The organism is Nostoc sp. DedQUE04 (assembly GCF_034530995.1).
Taxonomy (GTDB): Bacteria; Cyanobacteriota; Cyanobacteriia; order Cyanobacteriales; family Nostocaceae; genus Nostoc.
The window spans coordinates 16,829-41,647 of sequence record NZ_JAVRCA010000031.1; the positions used below are offsets into that span (position 1 = coordinate 16,829).

General features: G+C 40.5%; 20 protein-coding genes. 10 read left to right on the top strand and 10 right to left on the bottom strand.

The genetic code is table 11. The annotated features are described in order from the left end of the window. Positions 1-331: 331 nt before the first annotated feature. Together RM049_RS20820 and RM049_RS20825 are read right to left on the bottom strand one after the other, a co-directional pair. Positions 332-1,375 (bottom strand): serine/threonine-protein kinase, encoded by a 1,044-nt coding sequence (locus tag RM049_RS20820; protein WP_322690440.1) that lies wholly within the window; start codon positions 1,373-1,375, stop codon positions 332-334. A gap of 125 nt (positions 1,376-1,500) precedes the next feature. Next, a complete protein-coding gene (locus RM049_RS20825; protein WP_322705528.1) occupies positions 1,501-2,394 on the bottom strand; it encodes an alpha/beta fold hydrolase in 894 nt (297 codons plus the stop codon). 186 nt (positions 2,395-2,580) lie between these two features. Between RM049_RS20825 and RM049_RS20830 the strand changes: the two genes are divergently transcribed. Continuing rightward, complete coding sequence (locus RM049_RS20830; RefSeq protein WP_322690438.1) at positions 2,581-3,327, top strand: Uma2 family endonuclease; 747 nt, start codon at positions 2,581-2,583, stop codon at positions 3,325-3,327. A 137-nt stretch (positions 3,328-3,464) separates the two neighbouring features. Further along, on the top strand, positions 3,465-4,244 hold the full coding sequence (locus RM049_RS20835) for an MBL fold metallo-hydrolase (RefSeq protein WP_322690437.1): 780 nt from the start codon (positions 3,465-3,467) through the stop codon (positions 4,242-4,244). A gap of 48 nt (positions 4,245-4,292) precedes the next feature. Here RM049_RS20835 and RM049_RS20840 read toward each other — a convergent pair whose 3' ends face one another. Beyond that, positions 4,293-5,318, bottom strand: coding sequence for a mechanosensitive ion channel family protein (locus tag RM049_RS20840; protein WP_322690436.1), 1,026 nt, complete (start codon positions 5,316-5,318; stop codon positions 4,293-4,295). Positions 5,319-5,431: 113 nt separating this feature from the next. Between RM049_RS20840 and RM049_RS20845 the strand changes: the two genes are divergently transcribed. Beyond that, the gene (locus RM049_RS20845) at positions 5,432-6,349 is read left to right on the top strand and encodes a histone deacetylase (protein WP_322674221.1); all 918 of its coding nucleotides are present in this window, start codon (positions 5,432-5,434) and stop codon (positions 6,347-6,349) included. Positions 6,350-6,551: 202 nt separating this feature from the next. Further along, positions 6,552-11,030, top strand: a complete 4,479-nt coding sequence (locus tag RM049_RS20850) for a translation initiation factor IF-2 N-terminal domain-containing protein (protein ID WP_322705529.1) — start codon at positions 6,552-6,554, stop codon at positions 11,028-11,030. A 351-nt stretch (positions 11,031-11,381) separates the two neighbouring features. Here RM049_RS20850 and RM049_RS20855 read toward each other — a convergent pair whose 3' ends face one another. After that, positions 11,382-11,756, bottom strand: coding sequence for a cytochrome c (locus RM049_RS20855; RefSeq protein WP_322674223.1), 375 nt, complete (start codon positions 11,754-11,756; stop codon positions 11,382-11,384). A gap of 209 nt (positions 11,757-11,965) precedes the next feature. On the opposite strand from RM049_RS20855, the gene petG reads away from it, so the two are divergent. Then, complete coding sequence (petG, locus tag RM049_RS20860; RefSeq protein ID WP_063721252.1) at positions 11,966-12,079, top strand: cytochrome b6-f complex subunit V; 114 nt, start codon at positions 11,966-11,968, stop codon at positions 12,077-12,079. Between the two features lie 47 nt (positions 12,080-12,126). Here the strand turns inward: petG and rsmD are convergent, their stop codons facing one another. Together rsmD and hisH are read right to left on the bottom strand one after the other, a co-directional pair. Beyond that, positions 12,127-12,717 carry a 16S rRNA (guanine(966)-N(2))-methyltransferase RsmD gene (rsmD, locus tag RM049_RS20865; protein ID WP_322705530.1) on the bottom strand — a complete coding sequence of 197 codons (591 nt, stop codon included), beginning with the start codon at positions 12,715-12,717 and terminating at the stop codon, positions 12,127-12,129. A 105-nt stretch (positions 12,718-12,822) separates the two neighbouring features. Continuing rightward, positions 12,823-13,458, bottom strand: a complete 636-nt coding sequence (gene hisH / locus RM049_RS20870; protein ID WP_322674225.1) for an imidazole glycerol phosphate synthase subunit HisH — start codon at positions 13,456-13,458, stop codon at positions 12,823-12,825. A 58-nt stretch (positions 13,459-13,516) separates the two neighbouring features. Between hisH and RM049_RS20875 the strand changes: the two genes are divergently transcribed. From RM049_RS20875 to RM049_RS20885, 3 genes are all read left to right on the top strand, one after another. Continuing rightward, positions 13,517-14,038, top strand: coding sequence for a peptidase C15 (locus RM049_RS20875; protein WP_322705531.1), 522 nt, complete (start codon positions 13,517-13,519; stop codon positions 14,036-14,038). A gap of 31 nt (positions 14,039-14,069) precedes the next feature. Continuing rightward, positions 14,070-15,437, top strand: coding sequence for a DUF3370 domain-containing protein (locus RM049_RS20880; RefSeq protein WP_322705555.1), 1,368 nt, complete (start codon positions 14,070-14,072; stop codon positions 15,435-15,437). A gap of 171 nt (positions 15,438-15,608) precedes the next feature. Further along, positions 15,609-16,046: a response regulator gene (locus RM049_RS20885; protein ID WP_322674228.1), complete on the top strand. Its 438-nt coding sequence runs from the start codon at positions 15,609-15,611 to the stop codon at positions 16,044-16,046. A 151-nt stretch (positions 16,047-16,197) separates the two neighbouring features. Here RM049_RS20885 and RM049_RS20890 read toward each other — a convergent pair whose 3' ends face one another. Then, a complete protein-coding gene (locus tag RM049_RS20890) occupies positions 16,198-17,529 on the bottom strand; it encodes a hypothetical protein (protein ID WP_322705532.1) in 1,332 nt (443 codons plus the stop codon). Positions 17,530-18,013: 484 nt separating this feature from the next. Between RM049_RS20890 and RM049_RS20895 the strand changes: the two genes are divergently transcribed. Then, on the top strand, positions 18,014-18,742 hold the full coding sequence (locus RM049_RS20895; RefSeq protein ID WP_322705533.1) for a hypothetical protein: 729 nt from the start codon (positions 18,014-18,016) through the stop codon (positions 18,740-18,742). Between the two features lie 210 nt (positions 18,743-18,952). On the opposite strand, the gene RM049_RS20900 is transcribed toward RM049_RS20895, so the two are convergent. The 3 genes from RM049_RS20900 to hetZ all read right to left on the bottom strand — a co-directional run bounded on the left by RM049_RS20900 (position 18,953) and on the right by hetZ (position 23,787). Then, complete coding sequence (locus RM049_RS20900; RefSeq protein ID WP_322705534.1) at positions 18,953-21,256, bottom strand: DUF3488 and DUF4129 domain-containing transglutaminase family protein; 2,304 nt, start codon at positions 21,254-21,256, stop codon at positions 18,953-18,955. Between the two features lie 355 nt (positions 21,257-21,611). Further along, a complete protein-coding gene (locus tag RM049_RS20905; RefSeq protein WP_322701370.1) occupies positions 21,612-22,589 on the bottom strand; it encodes a PatU in 978 nt (325 codons plus the stop codon). Beyond that, on the bottom strand, positions 22,582-23,787 hold the full coding sequence (gene hetZ / locus RM049_RS20910; protein WP_322674232.1) for a heterocyst differentiation protein HetZ: 1,206 nt from the start codon (positions 23,785-23,787) through the stop codon (positions 22,582-22,584). The genes RM049_RS20905 and hetZ overlap by 8 nt, the downstream gene beginning before the upstream one ends. A 205-nt stretch (positions 23,788-23,992) precedes the next feature. Here hetZ and RM049_RS20915 point away from each other — a divergent pair, with 205 nt between their 5' ends. Next, entirely contained in the window at positions 23,993-24,466 is a 474-nt protein-coding gene (locus RM049_RS20915; RefSeq protein WP_322674233.1) for a hypothetical protein, read from the top strand. Positions 24,467-24,819: the final 353 nt, after the last annotated feature.

Below are 24,819 nucleotides of genomic sequence, written 5' to 3' on the forward strand. Positions count from 1 at the left end.
GAGTATTTGAACTGGATGAATCCACCTTTTATCTCCGTTGACGAGTATTTGAACTGGATGAATCCACCTTTTATCTCCGTTGACGAGTATTTGAACTAGATGAATCCACCTTTTATCTCCGTTGACGAGTATTGGAACTAGATGAATCCACCTTTTATCTCCGTTGACGAGTATTTGATACTCATGCAAATTCCAGCAATTTTCACAAGCGTGGAATATACATAATTTTAGGGGCACAATATATTGTGCCCCTTAGCGTGTAGTCTATTCAATTGAAAACCACTGTAATCCTTAGCCAGATGCAACCTAATTAATCTTAATTTTCGATTTTTTATTGGCAACCTGAGCTTAAATCAAAACTTTGACATTCTCTAGCTTCCAACAATTGCCTAGCCGTATTACCAGACTGATAACTCATCAAAGTTCCCGCAACCGCAGCCAGTGTAACAACAGTAGCTAGTCCCAACAAAGTAGCTCGTTTTCTAGGTTTGATTGTACTGATGAAATTATCTAACCCAGTCGCACTACCAACAACCTCAATTGTCCCAAGTGCTTTTAAAGCAATAGCTGCATTAGCATAGCGGCGTTTTCGGTTACGTTCCACCATTTTCATCAACCACCGCCGGAAACGGGGACTTATTTGAGGAACTAATTGCTGGAAATTAAAGCGATAGTTATCATCAATTAATTTGCCAATCTCAACAGAACGGGTATTAGTAAGTAAGCAAATTAGTGTTGCTCCTAAACTATATAAATCTGATGCCTCTGTCAGGGAATGACCAAACTGTTCCTCTGGTGGCATAAAACCTGGAGTTCCGGCTATAAAGCTGCTCAGAGCTACTTTCTCACTCTGTCTTCTAGCCAATCCAAAATCAACCAGGTAAGCATTTAGTTTTTCATCAACCAAAATATTCTCTGGCTTAATATCCCGATGAATAATTGGGGAAACTTGCTTTTGCAGATAAACCAAACTTTCTAAGATTGACAGAGCAATTTGCTTAATTTCTTCAGGATGAAAGCTGCGTTTTAATCCCAAGGATGGGGCATTTTTATATTCCTGCACCAGATAAAAAGCCCCTGGCATTTCAAAGCAATCTATATAGCGAGGAATGCGGGAATGATTGAGTTGTTGCAAGATTTCTATTTCGCGCTGATATGCTTTCACACCTGATAAATCAGCACCTGCACGAGCAAAACAAAACTCTTTAATTACCACCTGTTGATTAGATTTCAAAACATTAGCTAGATAAGTAATCCGTCCCCCTTCTCGGTTGCGTCCTAGTTCGCTGATGACTTGATAGCCAAGTTCTGAAAAATCTGGATGGTGATTTAAGGGTATTACCCCTTTATCTCCATTACGCATATCAAGCTCCATTTCACATACCATACGAGTTTGATTATGTCAAGGCGCAATTAAAAGATTAAGATCCACTCACCCAGATTGTTAGCCCCATTTTTACCCTGCTTGGGCTAATACATATCGGCAGAAAGGCGAAATGATTACCTTTGCGCTAGCCAATCGACAATCTGGGCATTGACAACATCTGGAACCTCATCGTGAGGACAATGACCGGCATTGGGAATGGGAACAATTTTGATATCTTTGCCATTCTCCCGTGCCTTTTCGTAAATCTTGGCCCCGGTAATTGGTGTCCAAGGGTCGTCAGCACCCCAAATTACTAATAAAGGACGTTCTACTTTGGGCAAAAGTTCCTCTGGGCTTGGGCCAGGAGGGGCTGTGAGTATAGATGCGAAGACTTGTTGCGCTCCTGGGTCGCAAGAGGGAGTATAAAGTAGATCAACTAATTCATCGGTGACAGCTTCACGGTTCCGGTAAACTTGGTACAGAGTGCGGCGAATTTGGGCTTTTTGGCGGATGCGATTATAGACCAATTTACCTGTAATTGGCGATCGCACAAACCGATTAAAAGTTGACATCACAATCCGTAGTGGCGGGTTCAATTCGTGAGGACGATGACTCAACCCACCCGCAGAGTTAATTAAAATACCACCAGCAGCAATTTCTGGATGTTCTACCAGTACAATCAAGCTCAAAAGTGCGCCGATGGAGTTGCCAATAAATACAGCAGGTTCGTGTATGTGTGCTGTGCAGAAATCTTTCAGCAGTTCCACCCAAACTTCCACACTGTAATCAATGGGCGCTTTATCGGAACCACCAAAACCCAAAAGGTCTATGGCAAATACCTGGTAGCCAGCATCAGCTAAAACCGGGATATTTTTGCGCCAGTGTCCAATGGAAGCGCCAAAGCCGTGAACCAGAACCAAAGGGCGTCCTGTACCCATGACAGTGTACTGAATTTTGTAACCCTGCCAAGTCCAAATAAATTTTTCAAAGGCGTCTTGAGTTGGAAGCTGTTGTGTAGTTACAGTCATTATTAAGATTAATAAAGTCTTTCTTCAAATATAGTAATTTTCTCTGACCTAAAATGAAGTTTCAACAAAATGCTATTTTAAAATCAGTTCCAGTTGAGTTAAAGTCTTTGCCCTATAACCTATTTTGAATTGGAGCGTACCCCTTTGGGGATCTTGCTACGCATAGCGTCTCGGAGAGAAGCGACCATGACCCTTTCTGCTAACCAACTCAAGACCGAAATTATCTACCCCAGTTCTGATGGTAAACCAATGGCAGAGAGCGATCCAGCACGGGATTATCTAATTTATGCTGTAGAAGCCTTAGACATTTATTTCCAAGATCGAAGTGATGTTTACGTATCGGGGAATCTATTTGTTTACTACAAAAAGGGCATTCCTAGCGCTGTGATTGCTCCTGATGTCTTTGTGGTATTTGAGGTAGACAAGAAAAAGCGCGTCAGCTACAAGGTTTGGGAAGAAGGGGGTAAAGTCCCTAATTTTATTTTGGAAATCACTTCTGCAAGCACCCAAGAAAACGATGAAGAGGATAAACCCAAGAAATATTCACTTTTAGGTGTGCAAGAGTATTTTCAGTATGACCCAACCGGAGATTACCTCAACCCACGACTAAAGGGTTCTTATTTATTGGAGGGCAAATATCAACCGATTACATCCAACTTTTTACCCGATGGTGTCTCGTCTATTCACAGTGAAGTATTGGGTTTAGACCTCAGATTGATTGACGGAGAATTGCGGTTTTTTAACCCCCAAACTGGGAGAAAATTGTTAAGTCATAAAGAAACAGAACAAGCGCGACAAGAAGCAGAACAAGCGCGACAGGATGCAATACCTAGATTATTGGAGTTAGGCTTGAGTATAGAACAGATTGCCAGTACTCTTAGTTTATCGGTGGAAGATGTGTTACTTATTTTATCGTTGGATCTGGGGAGATGATCTTTAGAGCTATAGGTAAAAATTACTATAATTGAAATTACGATCGCTCTGTGGTGAGAACGCAGTAGTAACTTCAATGCCTGCAATAAAGCTGACATCATTGATAATGAAAGTAGGCGTTATCTTCACATAAGTTTATGTTTCTAACTTGGTTAGACAGCAACTCTTGGCTGCTGGAAATTGGCGGACAACGAATACTAATTGACCCTTGGCTGGTTGGTTCGTTGATTTTTAGCAATTTGGATTGGTTATTTAAAGGTTCGCGATCGCAAAATCGTCCAATCCCAGATAATATTGATTTGATCCTGCTATCTCAGGGTTTAGAAGACCATGCTCACCCACCAACGCTCAAGCTGTTAGATCGCAGCATCAAGGTTGTAGCTTCTCCCAATGCCGCTAAGGTAGTACAGCATTTAGATTACACCCAAGTAACAGTATTGGCTCATGGTGAAACTTTCACTTTAAATAATCAAGTAGAAATCAAGGCTTTCCCTGGCTCTCCAATTGGCCCGACTCTGGTAGAAAATAGTTATCTCCTCAAAGAATTGGAAAGTGGTTTAACTGTATACTATGAGCCTCACGGGTATCATTCTCCACAACTTCAGCAATCTGCACCTATCGATGTAGTGATTACACCATTCATTGACATGACGCTACCTTTGCTTGGGCCGATTATTAAAGGACAAAATAGTGCTTTAGAAGTCGTCAGATCATTACAGCCTCAAGTAATAATACCTACTGCGGCTGGTGGAGATGTGTCCTTTGAGGGCTTGCTGATGAAACTCATTCAAACTAAAGGAAGTGCTGAGGAATTTTGTTCGTTATTAGAAAAGAACAATCTTTCGACGCGGGTATTTGAGCCAAAACCAGGCGATCGCTTTGAACTACCATTAGAAAAACGAGCATTGGCAATTTAAATTCGAGGACATACTGCTTGCCATGTTAGTTTAATAACATGGCAACTACTAATTTTTTTCCATAGCTGAATTATCTTGCATATAGACTTTTCTAATCGGAAAAGGAATTTGAATTCCTACTTGTTGATAGCGTTTGTGTAATTTTTTGACAAATAGATGTTTACCAATCCGCTGATCGAAATATTCACTTACCCGCATATAAAGCGTAAAATCTATACTAAAATCATTAAAAGTATGAAATCTGATATATGGTTCATTATCTTTTAATTCCGGTGCAATTTCTTGCATAACTTCTTTAGCAACTTCTACAGTAACTTTTTCAACCTTTTCCAAATCGCTATCATAACTTACGCCCACATCAATTGTTAAAGTAATTTCTTTTGCAGGTAAATGATAGTTGGTGAAAATTGCCGAAGACAGCTTAGAATTGGGAACAATGACTACATTATTGGAAATTTCTTTAATGGTCGTATTCCGCCAAGAAATATCTATAACATATCCCTCATGTCCAGCATCTAATTTTACATAGTCCCCGGTTCTAACTTGCTTAGAAATAACTAAGTAAAAACCAGAAAACAAATTTGCAAGTGTGTCTTGAAGTGCCAAACCAACTGCTAGACCACCAATACCTAAAGTTGTGACTATTGGTGTAATTTGAACGCCTACCGTTTGCAAGATGATTAATGTTCCTAAAACTAAAACAGTAATCTTAGCAAGGTTAGAAATTAGTGATGTGGGAATCCCTTCTGCTCTGCGAATATATAAATTTAGGAAACCAGCAGTCAATTTAGCCAAGACTAAAGTTATTGAATATAGTAATGCCATCGTCAGAATTTTTTGCAGTACGATGGCAACATTTGGCTTGAGGGGAGCGCTCAGAACTGCCCAAAAAAAACCGCCAATGACAAACCAAAGAAAAGTCATCCGGTGTAGAGAGTGAAATAGAATTTTACTCCCGGCAATTCGTTTATTAGTAACGAATGTTTCTAGTTTTTTAAAGATAACTTTTTCACCAATTATTCCAGCCAGAAAGCCAGATACAATAAACACTATCGGCGTAATCCATTCCATCATATAAATTTTAAATTTGGAGTTTTACATTTTAGGATAACAGCACTATTGCTGCAATTATGGCTAAATTTTACCTTGTTATTTGCCGGATTATCTGCTTGAGATTTTCTTTCCTTATGGACTTGCCAATTATTTACCACCCAGATTACATTGCTCCCCTACCTGAAGGACATCGTTTCCCGATGTCTAAGTTCCGACAACTCTACGAATTGCTGTTAGCTGATGGTGTCGCGAATCAAGAACAATTTCACACCCCCGAACGTCCGCTACTAGAATTGATAGAGTTAGTCCATACTCCAAGCTACGTTCAAGCTTATTGCGAAGGAACCCTAGACCCCAAAGCACAACGTCGCATTGGTTTACCTTGGAGTCCAGCACTAGCAAATCGTACTTGTGTAGCGGTAGGTGGTACGATACTGACTGCAAAACTGGCACTAAGTCAGGGTTTAGCCTGTAATACTGCTGGTGGAACTCACCATGCCTTTCCCAGTTATGGGTCTGGTTTTTGTATTTTCAACGATTTAGCGATCGCTTGTCGCGTTTTACAAAAATTCGGACTCGTCCAAAAAATCCTGATTGTCGATTTGGATGTGCATCAAGGAGACGGTACAGCTTTTATCTTCCAAGACGACGACAGCGTTTTTACTTTCTCCATGCACTGCGAAGTCAATTTCCCCGGTACGAAACAAAACAGCGATTTGGATGTTCCTTTGCCGATAGGAATGGAAGATGACGCTTATTTACAAACCTTGGCGAATTATTTATCAGATTTATTGTCTAAAGTCAAGCCAGACTTAGTATTTTATGATGCAGGCGTTGACCCTCATATAGGCGATCGCTTGGGCAAATTAGCCTTAACTGATGCTGGCATTTTTCGCAGAGAAATGCAGGTTCTGAGTACCTGTATGAGTAGCGGTTATCCAGTCGCCTGCGTTATTGGCGGCGGTTACGCTGATGATATGAAATCTTTAGTATGGCGGCATTCCCTGCTACATCGGGCTGCTAGTGAAGTTTACCGTCACTATAAACTATAGTCATTTAGTGGGCAATACTAGCCAAAATCGTAAAGTTTTTAAACGCAGAGGAACGCAAAGTAAACGCAAAGGTACGCAGAGTATTGCCAAATTTAATTCGTAGCGAATAGGACTAAAATAAACTTTGCGCTCCTCTGCGCTTACCTCTGCGCCCCTTTGCGTTTAAATTTAAACCATATTTTGAAGGCATTGGCAGTACTGGATGAACAACGGCAAACTCAGAATATACGAACTAGCAAAAGAATTGAATTTGGATAGCAAGAAGCTATTATTAATTTGCGACAAGCTCAACATACTAGTCAAAGGTCATACCAGTACAATCTCAGAATCCGATGCAGAACGTATTCGTGCAGTAGCAAATAAACTAACAGCAAAATCCTCGAAAACTAAAACAACCTCTGAAGATTGGGGCTATACGTTTATAGCTTCAGCAATTGATAGCTTTATCCGCCATCTTGAAGGTGAGGCTGCCTTGAAATCATATTCCGATTTTAGGGAGCGGCGCGATCGCGCCAATCAGTTAATGTATGAATGTGTCGGTAAAAAGCCTTCTCTATTTTATGTGCGTCGTAAAGGTGCGGGGAAAGAAACAAGAGAGGAAATCTGGGATTTGACAATAGCAACAGACTCCGATGATTTTCCATTACCCGCAAGACTTGACAAGCTCAGAAAAACATTAGGATTTAGAGCAGCTGTACAAAAAGATGGACGCGACGGTATAAAAATACTTTCGGCTCAATTGTTACAACTCTCACGGGGACACGCCGACAGCTATGCTATACCTTGTCGCTTGCGTTTACTAGCTAATCATCAGCATCATCTCGATATTCCGCCAGCGACATTGAAGCGCATCGCTACTGCACCAGTTTGTGGTGACCACATACCTACAGAAGATCAGCTAAAAGCTTGGAAAGCATTTTTGCAAATTGAAGAAAAAATCGCGAAAGCGCGTCAATTTTGTGTGCGTTACGTAAGTCATAACTATAACTTCAAAAGACGAATCAGTTTTGAAATTGATCTAAACTCAGCCACCCTTGACGGCTTTTATCAAAATTCCCTCGAAGTAGATAATTTTTGGGAACGAGCAAGAGGCACAAAAAACGAAGATTTAAAACTTTTTGAAACTGCTCCCGTCGGTAAAAATTGGATTAGCGGTCGTCAATTAGGGACTGTTGAAGAAATTGATCCCAACCGTTGTATTATCAACCTCAGATTAGAACGTGACTTAGCTGAATTCATGGCAACAGAGCGTTATAAGTTGCCAGATACAGGATTTTTGTGTTTCGAGGCAGTTGGTGATATTCAACAGATTCAGCGCAAGAAAAAAGCTTTAGATGATTTGAATAATGGTTATACTCAAAATCCCTATTTGGGTAACTTTTTATTTGATGCTTCTCAGGCTAGACAGATCAAAACAACTGTTGAACTGCAACCACAAGATTTATTATTATCTTCTGCAAATCCTGGGCAGAAAGCAGCAGTGGAGAAGGTACTTACCGCAAAGGATCTTGTTCTCATACAAGGGCCACCAGGTACTGGGAAAACTACCGTAATTGCGGAGATTTGCTATCAAATTGCCCTTCGCGGGGGACGCACTCTAATTGCTTCTCAAGCCAATTTAGCAGTAGATAACGCCTTGAGTCGATTAGTTCACAACCCAGTCATTCGCGCTGTACGCAAGGGTAAAGCCGAAAAAGTTGGGGAAGAAGGACAGCCATTTTTAGAAGACCAAGTGATTGGCAGATGGCTAGAAAATACTGCAACTGACTGCGAAAATAATCTGACTCAACGGCTGGAAAATATTAAAATTTTCACTCAATTACTGGCATTATCACAAAGATTTACCGCTTACTTCCAAGCAGAGGAAGAATTTAATCAGCAACAAACTAAATTAAATGAAAATAAGATAAAACTAGAGGTAACCTTTCAAAATCAAGAAAAAGATTACAACGAAAATGTAGATAAACAGAACGAGGTTGAATCACTAATTGCCAAATTAGAAAATATATTAAAGACTTTACCAAATATCAACTGGGAAGCTTCAGAAGTTACAGATTTATTGCCACTTCTTAAACCCTACACAGAAGGTAACAGTTTAGTAGAAGAGTTTTTAGCAAATGTTCGTCAAATCATCAAATATACTGATGAGCTTGGCTTTGTGCGTCCGGCGCTTGGTGCTTTTGGTTTAGCGGCTTGGTTGCGTAAAACTGTAGCAATAGAAATTTCTGGATTTAAAACTTCTTTGACTGATGCTCAAGAAGCAAGTAAAGCCATCTTAGAAGTTGCAGCATCAGTGGAGGTTGTCAAACAAAGTTTCGCCTCGTTGAATCAGTTACAACCAGATTATCAGCAATATCATACCAAACTGCAAAATATACAGCAAACAATCCAGATATGGCAAAACCGCAAACGGGAAATAGATTACATTATCTCAGCAGTTAAAGAATGGAAATCTACAGCACCTTCTCATCTGTATCAAACTTTAAAAGAATGTCATCAATCAGGTGTACCACTCACAGAAAATTTAGTTGACTTGCCGCTAGGTTTATTGATGTTTGCTAATACATTAAAAGTCCCAATCTTACCAAACAATCAAAAAATAAATCTACCTGAATGGGAAGTATTAGCAAAGGCGATCGCTTATGAAATAGACGGAGGTTTTACTGACAGGCGGGGTAAACAGCATAATTTTAGCTATTTTTTACAAGAAAATTTTAGTCAGATTCCAATGGTGCTATCAAAGAGCGATCGCACTCAATGGCAAGAAACCTATCAACAGTTTAACAATTATCAGCTACTCAACCTCAAACAACGAAAATTACTGGTTGAGAATATCCAGGTTTTCTTAATTAGAATGCAACGGACTTATGGTACATCATGGGAATGGAATAATATCGACTCTACTCTCACCCGTATTACACAAGAATTGTTAGATATTATCCTTGCAAATGCGCGTCAATGCGTTTTAAAAGTCAAAACGGAAACAGAGCAACAACTTCAGCATCTACAAGGACAATTAAATGAACTTCAGAAAAATAAAGTTAGCCAACAGCAAATATCTATTACTCAAGCTGAGGTAGAAAAAGCACAGCAGGATGCTAATTTCCAACTTGGGCAAGTGATTAATATTTTGCAAGAACTGAATCAAAAAAATATCTCTTCTCAATTACGTATTTTAGTTGAAAAATATCTGGCAACACAATCAAATATTTGGGAGCATCCCCAAGAATTTGCGAATCAAGTAAATTACTGGGAAACTTCCATTAGTCAGCTTGAAACCTTAATATCATCATTAGAACCTTTTGCTGTACTGAAGATAATTAAACATTCTCTAAATGAGCATTTATCAAAGTTACAAGAAGAAACTGAAACTTCTCTACAGCATCTACAAAAATTACAAACTAATTTACGTGAAATAGATCAGAAGTCACAACCGCAGCCATCAGGAAACCTAAGAGAAGAACGAAGCTGGTGGTTGACAGAATGGCAAACAATACCTGATAAATTTAAACCAGAAAATTCCCAAGCCGACTTATTTAGTATAGAGTTTTTACGCAATATCAATACTCAGTTTGAATCTTGGCAGCAACAACTCCAGATAGACGAAACTTATCTCAATAAATATCATAATTTTGTTCAAGATTGGATAGGGAAATTAAGAGAGCCAACTGAAGGCGATAGGGACGATTTAAGACGCATATATTTAGATAATGCTAATGTCGTCGGTATCACCTGTGTTCAAGCTGCAAATAGAGGTTTTTCAGAAGAATTCAAATCTTTTGATGTCGTTATCATTGATGAGGTTAGTAAGTGTACTCCACCAGAGTTACTAATCCCAGCTTTGAAAGGCAAAAAGCTAGTAATGGTAGGCGATCATCGCCAATTACCACCCATGCTTGATACTAGCACTTTAGAAGAAGTAGCTCAAACAATTGGCAATACACGAAACGAACTACAGTTTTTAGAAGAATCACTATTTAAAAGTCAGTTTGAATCTGCTGATGAAAGCATCAAACAAATGCTAACTACACAGTATCGAATGCATCCATTTATTATGGGTGCAATCAATCAGTTTTATGACGGTAAACTAGAATCTGGTATTGTAGAGGCGGACACAAAACGCGCACATCATTTAGCAAGCGAAATTATCCAAGAATCTCAGCATCTTATTTGGGTAAAAACGCCTATAGAAAATCAGTTTTTAGAGCAACGAAATGGAACTTCTTACTTCAATATTCCAGAAGTTGATGCGATTGAACGTTTGTGTCATCAGTTTGAAAATACTTGGGCTTCTAAAGTTGCTAATGGGGAACCAAAAAAAGAAATTGCCGTAATTACATTTTATGGCGCTCAATTAAGAAAAATTGATGAACGTCTGCAATCTGAACTTTTTCCTTCGTTAGAAATTCGTACTGGTACAGTAGACAGATTTCAAGGTATGGAAAGACCTGTTGTAATTGTCAGTATGGTTCGCAATAATAACAAAGGAGATGTGGGATTTGCAAAGAAACCAGAACGAGTCAACGTTGCATTTTCTCGCGCTCAAGAACTATTAATAATTGTGGGCTGCCATAATTTATTTACCCATCAATCAGGTAAAGTCGGAAGTATGTATTCTGAAGTATCAAATATTGTTAGTCTTCACGAAGGTTTCGTTGATGTTTCTTGCCTCTTCAGCTAAATCTGTGGTGTGCTTACGCATAGCCTGCCGCAGGTATTGCGCGAATCGACAAAAAACCTAAATTTCATAAACTGTAACTTAGGCTAAGTATCTTAACGGAATTTGCTCCTAAACACAACTTACGCAACTGGCACAGTGCGATCGCTAGCCAGTAGTACATAAGTATTTAATTACCCAGAATGTATTTGATATTTACAAGCTCAAGCACAATTTGCTTTTTAATTATTTAATTGAGCAACTAAAACGTCCAGATATTGCTGCCTTCTATATAGTTTTTGGGTGTTCGGTGCGCTTCGCACACCATTGCTTGTGCCAGTTGCGTAAAGTTCTGAACCAAACATCCTCTTAGGTCTACAAAGACTCTAAATAGTTCAAAAGATCCGCCATTTCTTGAGGACTAGGTTGGAATTTTGGCATTGGCGGTGTTTCGCCACTGATCACTTGGTGAATCAGCCCATACCGAGACTTGTGCTTTGAAACAGCTTGCAAACTGGGCCCCACTCGCCCGTCTGCTTCCAAGCCATGACAACCAGCACAGTTAATTTGAAATATCGCGTGTCCTTGAACTGGGTTTCCTGTTAGGGATAGAACACTCTTGACGTATGGATCGGAGGCTTGAACCAACTGAACACCAAAAAAGCCCAAAGGGACTCCTAGCAGTATAGTCAGCGTCAATAAAACGATCCGCTGAATCAAAATTTCAGGTTTGTTAATCTGGTTATCCAAAAGGTTTGCTGTGAAAGTCTAGGTGTGCTAAAAAGTTTTCATTTCCTACACATAGCTTAAAAGTTCTTGATTGTGTCTGCAAGCACAGAAGACTATTTTTTTGTGACCAGTCGCACTCCAAAGGGCTGTAGGGCGCAGGATTCATACGAAATTTGGTAAAATCAAAAACAGGCAACGAATATTTAATAATTACAAAGAGGAGATTTACAGTGGTTGAACCCCTGCTATCAGGTATTGTCCTTGGTCTAGTTTTCGTAACTCTCGCTGGACTTTTTTACGCTGCATATAAGCAATACAAGCGCCCCAATCAGCTGGGGGGATGAGGGAGTGCTGAGTTAGGAGTTAGGAGTTAGGAGTTAGGAGTTAGGAGTTAGGAGTCGTATTCTTCTTCATCTCCTTTATCTGCTCCTGATTCCTGATTCCGAATTCTGTAGAAAGTAAGTGATGTGTTGCCGTAAACTTTCTGGCGGCAAATTTCCCAAGCGGGAATCTCTGGCGGTGTCCAACCTTGTGAGGCGTGTTCAACTGCGATTTCACCGCTAGAATCTAAAAGTTGATAATGAGCGATCGCTTCTAATACTGGCTGGTACAATCCACTGGCATAAGGTGGATCGAAGTAGATTCTATCAAACTGCTTACCTGATAAAATCTTTAACTGCTGGGTAATATCTCCCCGCAATACCCGAAATTGCTGGTCGGCATTAGTTAACTGCTGCCAATTTTGTTGGATAGTGGCACAGGCTCGGCTCGATTGTTCAATTCCCACTACTAGGCTGGCTCCTCTACACAAAGCCTCTGCGCCCATTGAACCAGTACCAGCGCATAAATCTAGCCAGCGACAAAGAGCAATTTCTCCTTGCCAAATATTAAATACTGCCTCCCTTACCCGCGCACTAGTGGGTCTAGTTTCTTTCCCTGGTAAAGTTTTTAGCTGGCGATTACCGTAAATTCTCAGGCTCATTAGTTATTAGTCATTAGTCATTAGTCATTGGTCATTAGTCAATGTTTAATGGTCGGTGGTGATTTTGATTTATTTACAAAGGACAAAGGACAAATGACAAAATAATTATGCAGGAATTTTTTCGCGGACTTGAGCAACGAAATTAGACAGGATTTGCAATCCGATATTAGAGGATTTTTCGGGGTGAAATTGTACTGCCATCAGGTTTTCGTGAGCGATCGCAGCTGTGACGGTTTGAGTACCGTGAGTGATAGTTGCTGCACGGATTAGCGGGTCTATTGGGTCAACATAGTAGGAATGGACAAAATATACCCAAGGATCGGACGGTAAATGCTCCCACAAAATACTTTTTGGTTGAGTGATTTCTAGTTGATTCCATCCCATATGAGGAATAGTGATGTCAGCTTCTGGACGAAACCGCCGCACTTTTCCTTTGATAATTCCTAGCCCTGGTTGAGTACCTTCGGCACTTGATTCAAACAGAATTTGTAATCCTAAACAAATTCCCAAAAAAGGTTTACCAGATGCGATCGCTTCTTTAATAGGTTGTTCTAAACCACGCGATCGCAGGTGTTGCACTGCTGGATCGAATGCTCCCACTCCCGGTAGGACTATAGCATCTGCCTGCTCTAATTCCTTTGGAGAATAAGTAACATTCGGAGTTGCCCCAGCTTTTTCCAACCCTTTGCAAACTGAGTGCAAATTTCCCATCTCGTAATCTACGACCGCAATTACTGGCATTTACCTGCTCCTTGTAAATTTATTATGGAGGGTTTTTCTATTCTAAATAATATTTGTTATGAAGAAAAGAATTCTATTAACTTCTTTTGACATTTGGCTAAAAGATCAACAGTCAAATTCTTCTGATGATTTATTACTTGAAGTGAGCAAACTTGAGTTGATACCACATGACTTAACTTTTTTACGCCAGTTACCCGTAGATGTGCAACTTGCTAGTACTCAGGTAATGGAAAAAATCAAGGCAATCCAACCTGATTACATCATCTGTTGTGGCATGGCTGCAAGCGGTACACAATTAAGTGTGGAAGCAGTTGCTAGCTGTGGAGAAATTGTTTTGCAGACAGAAGTTGATTTAGAAAAATTAGTGGCGGGAGCAGCAAAAATTCAGATTAGCTATGACTGTGGAAAATTTGTCTGTGAAGGTCTTTACTATTCAGTGTTGGACTACTTAAGCCAAAATAAACTCACAGCACGTTGTATTTTTGTCCACGTTCCGGTTCTCAATCAAGAAAATTTGATGGAGATTCTTGCTGATTTCGTATTAATTATTAACAAACTGGCACTTTCATCAAGTTGTTAATGTCTGTATGGTGAAAGAAATATCTAAGTATATGTTGCCATTGTTACTAATTTTTCCAATTGCCCAATCAACTCCTGCCAAGCTACCACCTGAAGAAGTCGTCCAACCACAAGAAGTACGTCCTTTACCAGGACAATTGGATACAGTGCCAACCTTTAACAGCAATAGTCCAGAATTGGTTTTGAAAGAAGGGATTTTACTTTCCACCTTTCCACCAGATGGGAAAAAAGTGCCAACAGCGCATCTGAATTTTCCCTTTCGGGGACGATTTGATATTTTTGCCCATCACGTTGCGAAGGCTGAACCACCAGAGAATTTGCGTTCTCTTTATTTAGGGATAATCTTGCATAACCCTAGTTTGGAACCAGTGAAAGTAAATATTTGGCAGGCGGCGAGTTATTTAAGTCAACCGGATGCACCATTTATTCAGTTACCATCTTTTAGCCAAAATCTTTTAGGTAAAATTTTTGCCGGGCCAGGCGATCGCGTCATGTCTGATGTGCTTCGGGGAGTACGACAAGAGATTTTTCCTGCCCAAATTGAGATTCCACCAAAGCAAAGTCGGATGTTACTCAATTTACCAATTCCTGTACAGGGATTGACACCACCTTTAAATGGTCGGTCTACATTCATACGACTGCAAAGTGATGGCACTGTCTATGCAGCTAGCCTAGCGATGTTTGCACGGGAGAATCCTGATGGCAGCGAGCGATCGCCTACCTTAGAAGAGTGGCAGAATTTACTAGATAATGGTGATTTAGCTAGCCCACGAGATAAAATTCCTACTCCCTTAGAGGAAACTGGCAAACCAAGAATTTATGGGCGTGTTGCGGGAGTGGTTGGTGGTTCGCGATGGAGAGCCTTATTAGTAGATAATCCTAAAGCTAGATATCTAACCATTCCCCAGCCTGGTCAAGTGTTTTCCTACGCTCTGAGTACCCTGCATGGCGGTACATTAGGAACTGGTCAAATTCAAAGTGCGCCTATGCTGGTGCGCTATCCTGATACCGCATATCGCGCTCATGGCAACTATGGAATTCAATATAATCTGAAGTTGCCGTTATACAACAATACTCAAAGTCCTCAAACTGTTAGTGTGTCGATACAAACACCACTCAAGGAAGATCGGTTAGTCAAACCAGGGTTACGCTTTCTGAGTACACCCGCTCCTCAAGTATTCTTTCGAGGGACAGTGCGAGTACGTTACAAAAATGACCAAAATCAGCTGCAAACTCAGTTTGTGCATTTAGTGCAAAAGAGAGGTCAACCAGGAGAACCGTTAGTTTTATTAAAGATGAAAGCTGGCGATCGCTCTTTGGTAGAAGTAGACTTTCTTTATCCACCGGATGCTACACCACCGCAGGTATTAACAGTTTCAACTCAGGCTGAACCTCGGTAATGAGTCATGAGTAATGGGTAAGGACTTTTTTCTAATTACCTGTTACCAAAAAATAATTAAAGCCTGTTCTAGAGCTTTTCACCCCAAGTTTCTATATTTAGGGTGAATACTTATTCCGCTGCATACACTGCAATAGAAATAGCAGACTTTAGCAGGAAATAAAAGGACGGCATGGCAACAGATCAAAAAATGAATCAAGAAACTGAATTAAATTCGCTCCAGCCGCTTGTTGGAATCTTGATTTTACTGGTAGAGGATGAGCCAGATATTGCAGACTTACTCATCTTCATTTTGGAAGCAGCCGGTGCAGAGGTGATGGCTTTAACTGATGCAGAAGAAGCTCTTGCCTTAGTTGAATCGCTTCATCCCGATATTCTACTGTGCAATATGAAATTGCCCGAACATGATGGAAATTGGTTGATTGAGCAGATTCGAGTGCATTCTCGCCAATTTTTAAGACAGTTGCCTGCGATCGCTATCACTTCTTATACACGGGAAGTCTCAAGCTATAAGGCTTTGAATGCTGGTTTTAATCGATTTCTAGTCAAGCTTGAGAGTCCAGAAGAAATTGTAGATGAGATTGTTCATTTGTTATCTACCGATCTGTAAATGTAACTAGCCAGCCTCAATCTCGTTTTTGATACTGATTTCACACAATACTCTGTGGGAGCGCACAGCTAGCTATACACTCCTAAAAACGATTTTAAGAAAGGAAACCATAGAACCCTAAGTGAGTAGGGTAAAATGTTGGATATATTTGTTAGCTTCGTTGAAAACCCTTTGCTGGCTTTTGTTGCCCTTTACCCTTGGGCTTAGATTTGCTAACTTCTCCTAAAGCTTCCTGAAATAAGTTATGCAAATGTATGGGTACACTGGCAATGTCTGGCAACTCTGGCTCAATCGGTTTGTGGAATTCTTGCAAAAGTGCATCCAAGTCACTTTCAAGCCTAAATGGACGTTGTAAAAATGTTTGCAACACCTTTTCTAATTGAGTTGGATACTGTTGCGCTAATCTATGCCAAATAAAAGCATTAATACTTTTATCTTCGAGGTAGTAGCGAATTAGTTTTTCTGCCCCTTGAACACTTTGCCAGTCCTCTGCCGATAAGATTGCTTGTACTTTACTATAGGTTGGTAAAAACATTTGTCCCCAACGGGGATGAGAAAGAGCCGTTACCTGTTCTGCTTTCTTGAGTTCAGCAGGCAAATCAACCTTTGGCATCACCATTTTGCTCTTGCTGCTTTTGTTGTTTAACATCTCAGAGACTATGTTGGAATCTGCACCAAATTCTTGTGCAGCTGCTTTTATTTCCTCATCGCCAATTCCAGCTGCTTCTGCTACTTCTGCAAGAGATTTAGAAGTATCAATTCCTGCGGCTGCAAAGGTTTTTTCAGTAATTACTTCTTGAAGCTCCGCTATTTTTTTATTAAGCTGGTATCCAGGTAGTGTGATTTCATCAGTACCAAAAAAGTCCACAAACTGCTGATGATATTTTTCTACTGACTGCCAAGCTTCTTCTAGTAAGTCTGGAGCATCGCTGTAAAGATTACTTTTATAGTTTTCTTTAAAATTACCAATAGCTACAGCAAGTTTTGGTTTACCTAATTTACCCATTATTGTGTAGGGACCAGAAAACATCCAGTAGCTATCGGTAACGGGAGAAATGCGAGTTAGCAAGATTTCTCCAACCTTCAACCGAGATATTGCCTGTAATGTTTGAGTATTGTTTGGCTTGACAATGTAGTGTTTATCTGTCAACCAGTTCCTCAATTCAAAACCATCAGGGAAAATATTAGTGATGGCAAATAAGCCAATAAAACTATGATGCCAACTATTGATTAGGCTGCGATCGCTTTCTGCTAAATCTGGATGGCTTTCGATAAACAACTCTAATGGAGACTTATCGCCGACTTTTCCATCTGTCAAAAAGCTATCGATGGTTAAGTCCTGCTGCGTACTATCCCCACTTCCACGGCGTAACTGTTCTGCTGCATAAACTTCTAGTGCTTGTGCCAGTTCGCCTTCAGCATCAAGGACAAAATCAACTAAGGCTTGTTTTAATTCGTGCGATCGTTCTAATATGACATCCACAAGTTAATCTCTCGGTGCAACAGATGTAAATTATAGCCTTTGAGAGAATTTCAGCATCTAGCTATTGTTAGATTTATGGAAATGCACACTTAGCAGAATAGGTTTGATCGTGCAGGCATACTACAGCTGACATCTGTCACAGCCAGGTTATTGGGATTAAATCCTTGGCGAAATCGGCAGTGTGGTGTTTGGACAGCGATCGCAGTTATGGTATTTTATTTGAGTTACTAGCGATCGCCACCTGTAGGATCTAGACTCAGACCGCAAGCTGTACTGTGGTGATATCAAAATCGCTATCGGTTGGTTTTAAAGAACAAGCTTACTTCTCCTATTTTAAATCTACTATGCTGCTTGAGAGTTAAGCTCCTAGCAAGTGATTGGCATCAAAGACGATGGGGTAAATCATCCCAGAACTCGGCATAAAAGGTTTAGCTCGTGGATCTTTGCGTAAAACAGGTTGGTTTTACTTTCAGCGTGGTGGACAATGACGCTAAATTTAATTGGAGTAATCAATATGAGGAATCTATCTAGACTTCTCCAAGATATTAAAGATAACCCAGTCATGTATTTAAATAAGCCATCAATTACTTGTCTTGATTCATTTTTAGTTGGGTATTTAAGCACTCGAAGTGAGATGGGATTAGAGAGAGAAGGGTCTGGAATTGAGGGGTTTCAAGATTGGATACAAGAAAGAGAAAAAACTAATATTTCACAATCATGGGCTGGTATACTTCTATTTTTTGGTGGTAGTGAAAGAAGTGCTTTTTCTAATTTTTTTGAACTGTTTGAAATATTTTTGAAACGAAATGAGAGTTCACCAAATAAGGAAAATGGAAAAAGCCTTAACTCTTCTGGGAATGATTTGAGGTTTTCAGTACGCGCTCTCTATGAGCTTTTGGATAGTATCAAGAAAAGACCTGGAATGTACTTAGGTACTAGCTCAATTACTAAGCTTGATATGCTTTTGCGGGGATATAGTCTGGCTCAAAGAGAAGTTGGCGTACCCCTAACTGAGCAGGAAAGAGAATTTGAAGGTTTTCAATCATGGGTTCAAGAAAAATATGGGATTAAGTCAGGTCAGTCATGGTCTAAGATAATCCTTTTCTATTCTGTAGACGAGCATGAGGCACTACAGAAATTTTTTGAATTGTTTGAAGAATACTTGAATAGGAACAAGAGTAAGAGTTTGGAAGTAGACGAAAATAGTGGTTAAGAAGAGAGTATTAAGGTGTGTTAGCCTATGGTATAACACACGCTACTACTCTTATTTCCTATTTTGTAGGTAATCAATATGAATAATCTCTCTAGACTTCTCCAGAGATTAAAAATAACCCAATTATATACATAGATAAGCCATCAATTACTTGCCTTAATTTCTTTGTAGGGGGTATTTAAGTCAACTAAGTGATTTAGCATTGATGAGTTACTTTGCAGCTTTTTTCAAACCTTGCCATCTTTGTCGTAGTTGCTGCAAGTTGGGTGTATGACCGCCATAACGCCAGCCAACATAAGCTTGACAAATTTCATCTATGACCTCAGCAGTTGCTTTAGCATGATGCTGGTATGAGACTTTGGCATACTCTAAAGGTGTTTGTGCTGGATGTTTGCCTAAACCTTTTTGAGTTGTCCATTGCAGCATTTGTTGATAAAGACTCTCCATCGCTGGCAATTTCTTTAACCATCGGCGGTTGCGCCACTCTCGCCACTGACCCCAACCTAGCCAAGCGAAGAAAGCTGCTGTAGTTGACAAGATTAAGCCAGTTAATACACCAAACCAACCTTGAGAGAATAAAGCTAAAAACCAAGCGATCGCTCCGATCGCCCACTTAAATATTGTCTCAAATACATTATTCAACCAACCTGTCAGCGGAGAAGGTAGCCAGCCAGCAACCCAATGCCACAATTGGCGTAACACACTAAAAGTCTGAGTATCTTCAATTGATGGCGGAATCAGGGGATGATTGGGAATAGGGTCAAAGGCAAACCAACCATATTTCGGAAAATACACTTCCGTCATCGCATAAGCATCAGTATTACGAACAACATACAGCCCTGTAAATGGATTAAATTCTCCCGCACTAAACCCTGCTACCAACCGCGCTGGAATGCCAATGGAACGCAACATTATTGTGAGAACTGTAGAGAAGTGGTCTGGATAGCCTCCCTTTTGCTTAAACAAAAAAGTTTCTACCAAGTCTTCTTTTTCACTCAAATAAGGTAGTTCTAAAGGATTTTGGGGAACAGAGTAGCGTTGCTTTAAATATTGAGCTAAGTAGAGAGCTTTTTCGTAGGGTGAATCCAGGCTTTTAGCAGACTTTGCGACTTTTTCTTGATTGTAGTTAGTGAGGATTTCTTCGGTACGTTGCCGGACTTTTTCGGCAATTTCGGGAGGAATTTGCAGATAATGCTTTTTAATTTGTTCTGGATATTTAGTAGAAGCTTGACCTAATTTAGTGCGATCGCGATATGGTACTTCTGAAACTACTGTGTAGGTGAATCCTTCTGATAATTCTACAGGCGATCGCAATCCGTCTTCTTTATCAAGAGCGATCACTGGTGCTGGAAAATAAACTTCCTTGGGATTAGCCATCGCTGGAATTAGGTTAGGCAAATCCGATACCACTGTATAAGTTTGTACGACCTCTTGGGTTTTAGCAGTGAGTACAGATGGGGGAATAAAAATTTGGTAAGACCAAGGCGATCGCCTAACAGTCGTAACATTTTCATTGCGAGAAACTTCCCATCCCTTACCTGTATAGTGATCGAATCCTAATACTCGCCAAAAACCCTCAGCTTGCGATCGCACCCGCATGACAACCTTGGGTTTCATCTCGCCTCGCAGGTTTTGATTCATTTGGCTATTAAAACCGTAATAAAAATTATTATCTAATTTACCTGGTTCACCTGTTTTATTTTGTCCTGTACCACCGCTACCACTGCCTTGATTCTCACCTTTACCTTGGCGGACATAACCGGGATTAATGATACTACGACCTGTGAAATTACTTTTTACTTGAATAGCAGAACTTACAGGAAAATTCCGTAATTGATAACCAGGAAATCTGGGTAAAACAGCAAAAATTGCCAGCCCCAGACCGACAATTAGTAAAAAAGTTAGAATTAAAAATTTAAAATTAAGACTTGAGGAATTCTTCTGATTGAATTTTTCCTTTTGAGTTTTTAATGGCTGCAAACCCAAGCGCGAGCGGTAATCTAGTACTAAAGTTGGCAGAGCGATCGCTAAAAATAATAGCAGCACAGGTGCAAATGCTAAAGTCTGACTTAGGGTTGCTGCTACACCCAATAAAATCAGTCCGATCACAATCGAATAGCCCAAATTTTTCCGGCGGGGTGTATCAAAGCTGTGTAACACCTGGAGTTGAATTAATAACTCTGCCAAACCCAACCGCGTATCATTCAACTCTCCGACTAATCGCCCAAAGAAAGCACCTAGTGCTACTAACATTCCGATGGCGATGCAGAATTTAATTGCAACATTGCGATCGCGGCGACGATAATAACTCCAAATTGCACCCACAACACTCAGGGGTAACGCCCAAAAACTGAATGAAGTCTCAGCGGCAATATCCGTCGCCACAATTCCCAAAATAACCAACGCTAGCACCAGCACCCGCAATAAAATTGAATCTTCCACTTCAATCAAAGGCGACCCCTGCGGATTTTGCCGCCAGAAACTACCTACAGGGATACGCCAAAACCGATTCATCCTGGATAAGTTAAACATTTGAGTCTAGTAGAAGCAATGATGTAGATGCAAAAAACACAATGCGGGGGACGTAATTGCCTACCCTAGTACTGTGTCAAAAAAATTAATTATGGATAGGGGTAGAGATGGAGATATACGAGAAATGGGTGATACGGTGAATTGAGAAATAATCAAATACTTTCTCAATATCCCAATGTCCCCATATTCTCGCGTCCCTGTGTCTTTGTAATAACTGCTTCTCGTAGACACCCTAATGACCGCTTGTTGAAAAATAGGATGAGCTTCAAAACCAGGAAAATCCTCTTAATATATATCGGCGTTGATTGACATAGTGTGCTAGCGGTGGCAATTTCAACTAAATCGTGGGATTAATCACAAACAACAACGACTGTTCGTCTATTTCTGGAAATTCAACTTCTAGGGTATAAGTTGGGTTAAGTTGCTCGCAGCCTAACTCTACATTTAAGTATCCCGAAGTCGAAGATGTTGTCATTGCTAAAGTGCCACTTCCCCGCAGCGTCAAAGTTCCTTTAACAGGTAACTCAGCTTGAACAAGCAACTTCGTAAGTTTACCTAGAGACTGGTATTCTACTCTGATGTTCAAAGCACCAACACTGGTTAGCCACTGTCTTTCTACTACCGGACTGGTTGCTGAAACTGGTAGAGTCAGATTTTCCAGCAGTTGTTTAGCTGCTAGCAACGACAAAGCCATCTGTTGACGCGGTTGTAAATCTGAGTAATCGCTCTGAATAGCGGGCATTGTCTCCAGTGTACTTGCAGACCGATAAGTGCTTCTTAGCACCAATCCAGCTATATCATTTAGTGCTTGAGACTCATTGGGAAAAAAGTTCTCCACCACTTGAACTAATTTTGCCCCCAATGGCACTGAAGATGTCACTAAAGCCTGACATTGTTCTAGCAATTGCTGGAAAACTCTTTCCGGTAAGCGGGTTGGCAAGGTCAACTTTGACTGTTGTACCATCCATCCCCAGCTAGGAACGAGTGTCATTGACGGCTCATCAACAAAATCAGGATATTCGATTAATTGTGTTTCCCAAGGAAACAACGGTGGATGTTCTTGGGCTTGGATTTGTAGCCGATGCTTAAGGACAGCTTGAAAACGATCTTGCACAGTAGGAATTTCTCCCAATTGAAAGGTCTGGGGCGTTCCTCCTAATTTTGGCTCACTGCTTTTTGAAGCAGTGGCTTCCTTGAGGAGGTTTTTTACCCCGTCATTTTCCTCACATTCTACCGATCGCTCGTTATTTTTGACATCATCTGTCAATAACCAATCGAGACACCGGTGTTGTAAGGATTCTGAGTCACTATTCATGAGTAGATGCACCCGATCCGGAAACTAATGAGTTACGAATTTCCCAAGCTTGCTCAAGAATCTTAAACCATCGTTTTTGCAGTTGTGCCATTGACAGCCCTAAAGTTTTTGCTATTTTTTCATCAGCTTGTCCTTGTTGCTTCAACTCTAATAAAGACCGTTGCTTATTGTCCAGCTGTGCTGTATATACTTGCCATTGCTGAGGAGTTAAACCCAAGTTTGTGTGTAAAGAAGCTTCCAGCCACTCGTGAACTAATTCCCAACGGTGCAACAGGGCGAAGCGAATCAAATGATACTTAAAGCGCTGCTGCAAATAATCTCTCTGACGAGGAGTTAAACCTAAAATCGACTCAATTTCCTGTGCTGATAAATCTTGGAGGCGGAGGGAAAAATAATCAGCGCAGTCAGATTGTTGTCGTTGTTCGAGATAATTCATTAATTCCGTAACCACAACGGAGCGCAAGGTGTCTTCTTCGGGTTCGGGTTCGGCTTGCGTTGCCATTGTCGAGCGCAATTGGTGAATTGCTGGTTCTTCCCAAGAACCGTCACCTTCATTATTGCTACCTTCTGCGGCTTGTTCTATATCTACGCTGGTTTCTGGAGGTTGCTGTTGGGAAAAAGTTTGTGCCCGGAGGATAATTAGCTGTTGCTGGCGACCTGGTAAGGGAATGCGTCGCTTGCCGTAGCGCTCGGTAAATGCCATATACTCGGACAATTCCAAGAGTGTCTGAGGGCGATAAGTGGCACCAAGCTGATTTTCTCGCCGGAAAGCATTTAATGCCTCTAAATAAAAACTTTGGAGAAAATCTTCAATTATCGTCAGCCGCCCTTGATAGCTCAATTGCTTCTGAGGAGGATTAATATATCGATAAATAATTGCACTCAGAGTACTGTGTAATTCGACTCTGCCCCGATTTGAACCCAACTGATAGTACCTGAGACACTGTTGCAGCCGATGCCGAGCCAAGGTCATCGCCGAGCTTTCTACAGATCCAGAAGCTTGGATACGTTTACTCTCATGACAAATCCGGTAGACTTCGGTGGTAATACGTCTTGCTACGTCGTGACAATTCTGTTCCGAAGCTTTGGTTGACTGCTGAAACTCCTTGGACAGGAGTTGAAAGATCGCCTCCACGCCTGTAGAATTTTCTCCCAGAATAGTTGCAGATGGAATAGTTGCGGTTGCGGCTGAATTCATAGTCTCGGTTTTCAAAAGACCCTAACTTAACTTAAATACAACCTGTAGGACTGTGGGTATTGGCTAGTTTGGTTTTACGTATAAGCTAAACGCAGGCCAATCCTATATTGAGGATATGGCTGATTTTATTATTCCCAATTCTGATGGGATTGTTCACACTTGATAGATGTTATTGCCATTACCCAGGAGCCGTATACAAGTCATTATGGATTTAGAAGCACAAATTCAATTGCTGATTGACAATGCACCCCGCGATGGTGTGACACCACACCTTGTTGCAGCAATTGCTCCTGCCCTTAGAGCGATCGCTCAAAAATTACGCTACTCCCAGTACTATATTCTCCAAAATTCGGAGTCAAGCTGGGTTTTAACTACATTAAGCAATCGTGCTAACCCAGGATTGGAAAAACGTGTGATTTACGCTTTCCCTACCATACAGGATGTCTCTCTAATTTCCCCTGATGGGCTTGACCCTCAAATGCTAGCTAAAATTACTCCTGTCACCCATATTTTGTTCCAATTGGTGGCATTAGAACCCGTAGATAGTATCGTTTTTTTGGAGACGCCGGGTAAGACCACTCATACCGTCGAAGTTCGGCGAACTGAACTAGAAAAACTCATGCAGAAACAGTTACGACAACAGCGATCGCCTAAACAGATCCCCCCTGATATTGCATAGAAAAAATTTGGATGTGGGGTTTTTTAGATACAATCCCACATCCAAATTTTTAAATCTCAAATTTCTTTAAAAAAGTTTTTTAAATCAGTGAAAAAAGAAATTTTTTCTTTCCGTTACACCATACGATTGACTCAACTTTCGATGAAACCTAAAATTGATTAAAAAATAGTTATCAGTGAACATTTTCCCTTTTCAAATTTTAGTTTCCTAGTGAAGCAGAGTTTTATACTTAAGAACTTTCACATAAAAAATATCCCATTTTTGATTGTGAAGTACCCAGTAACCAAAAACGGGTAAGTCTTTAGAGTGAGCGCTCAGTCAAACACTATTCACTCCCCAAGTAGTAATTTATT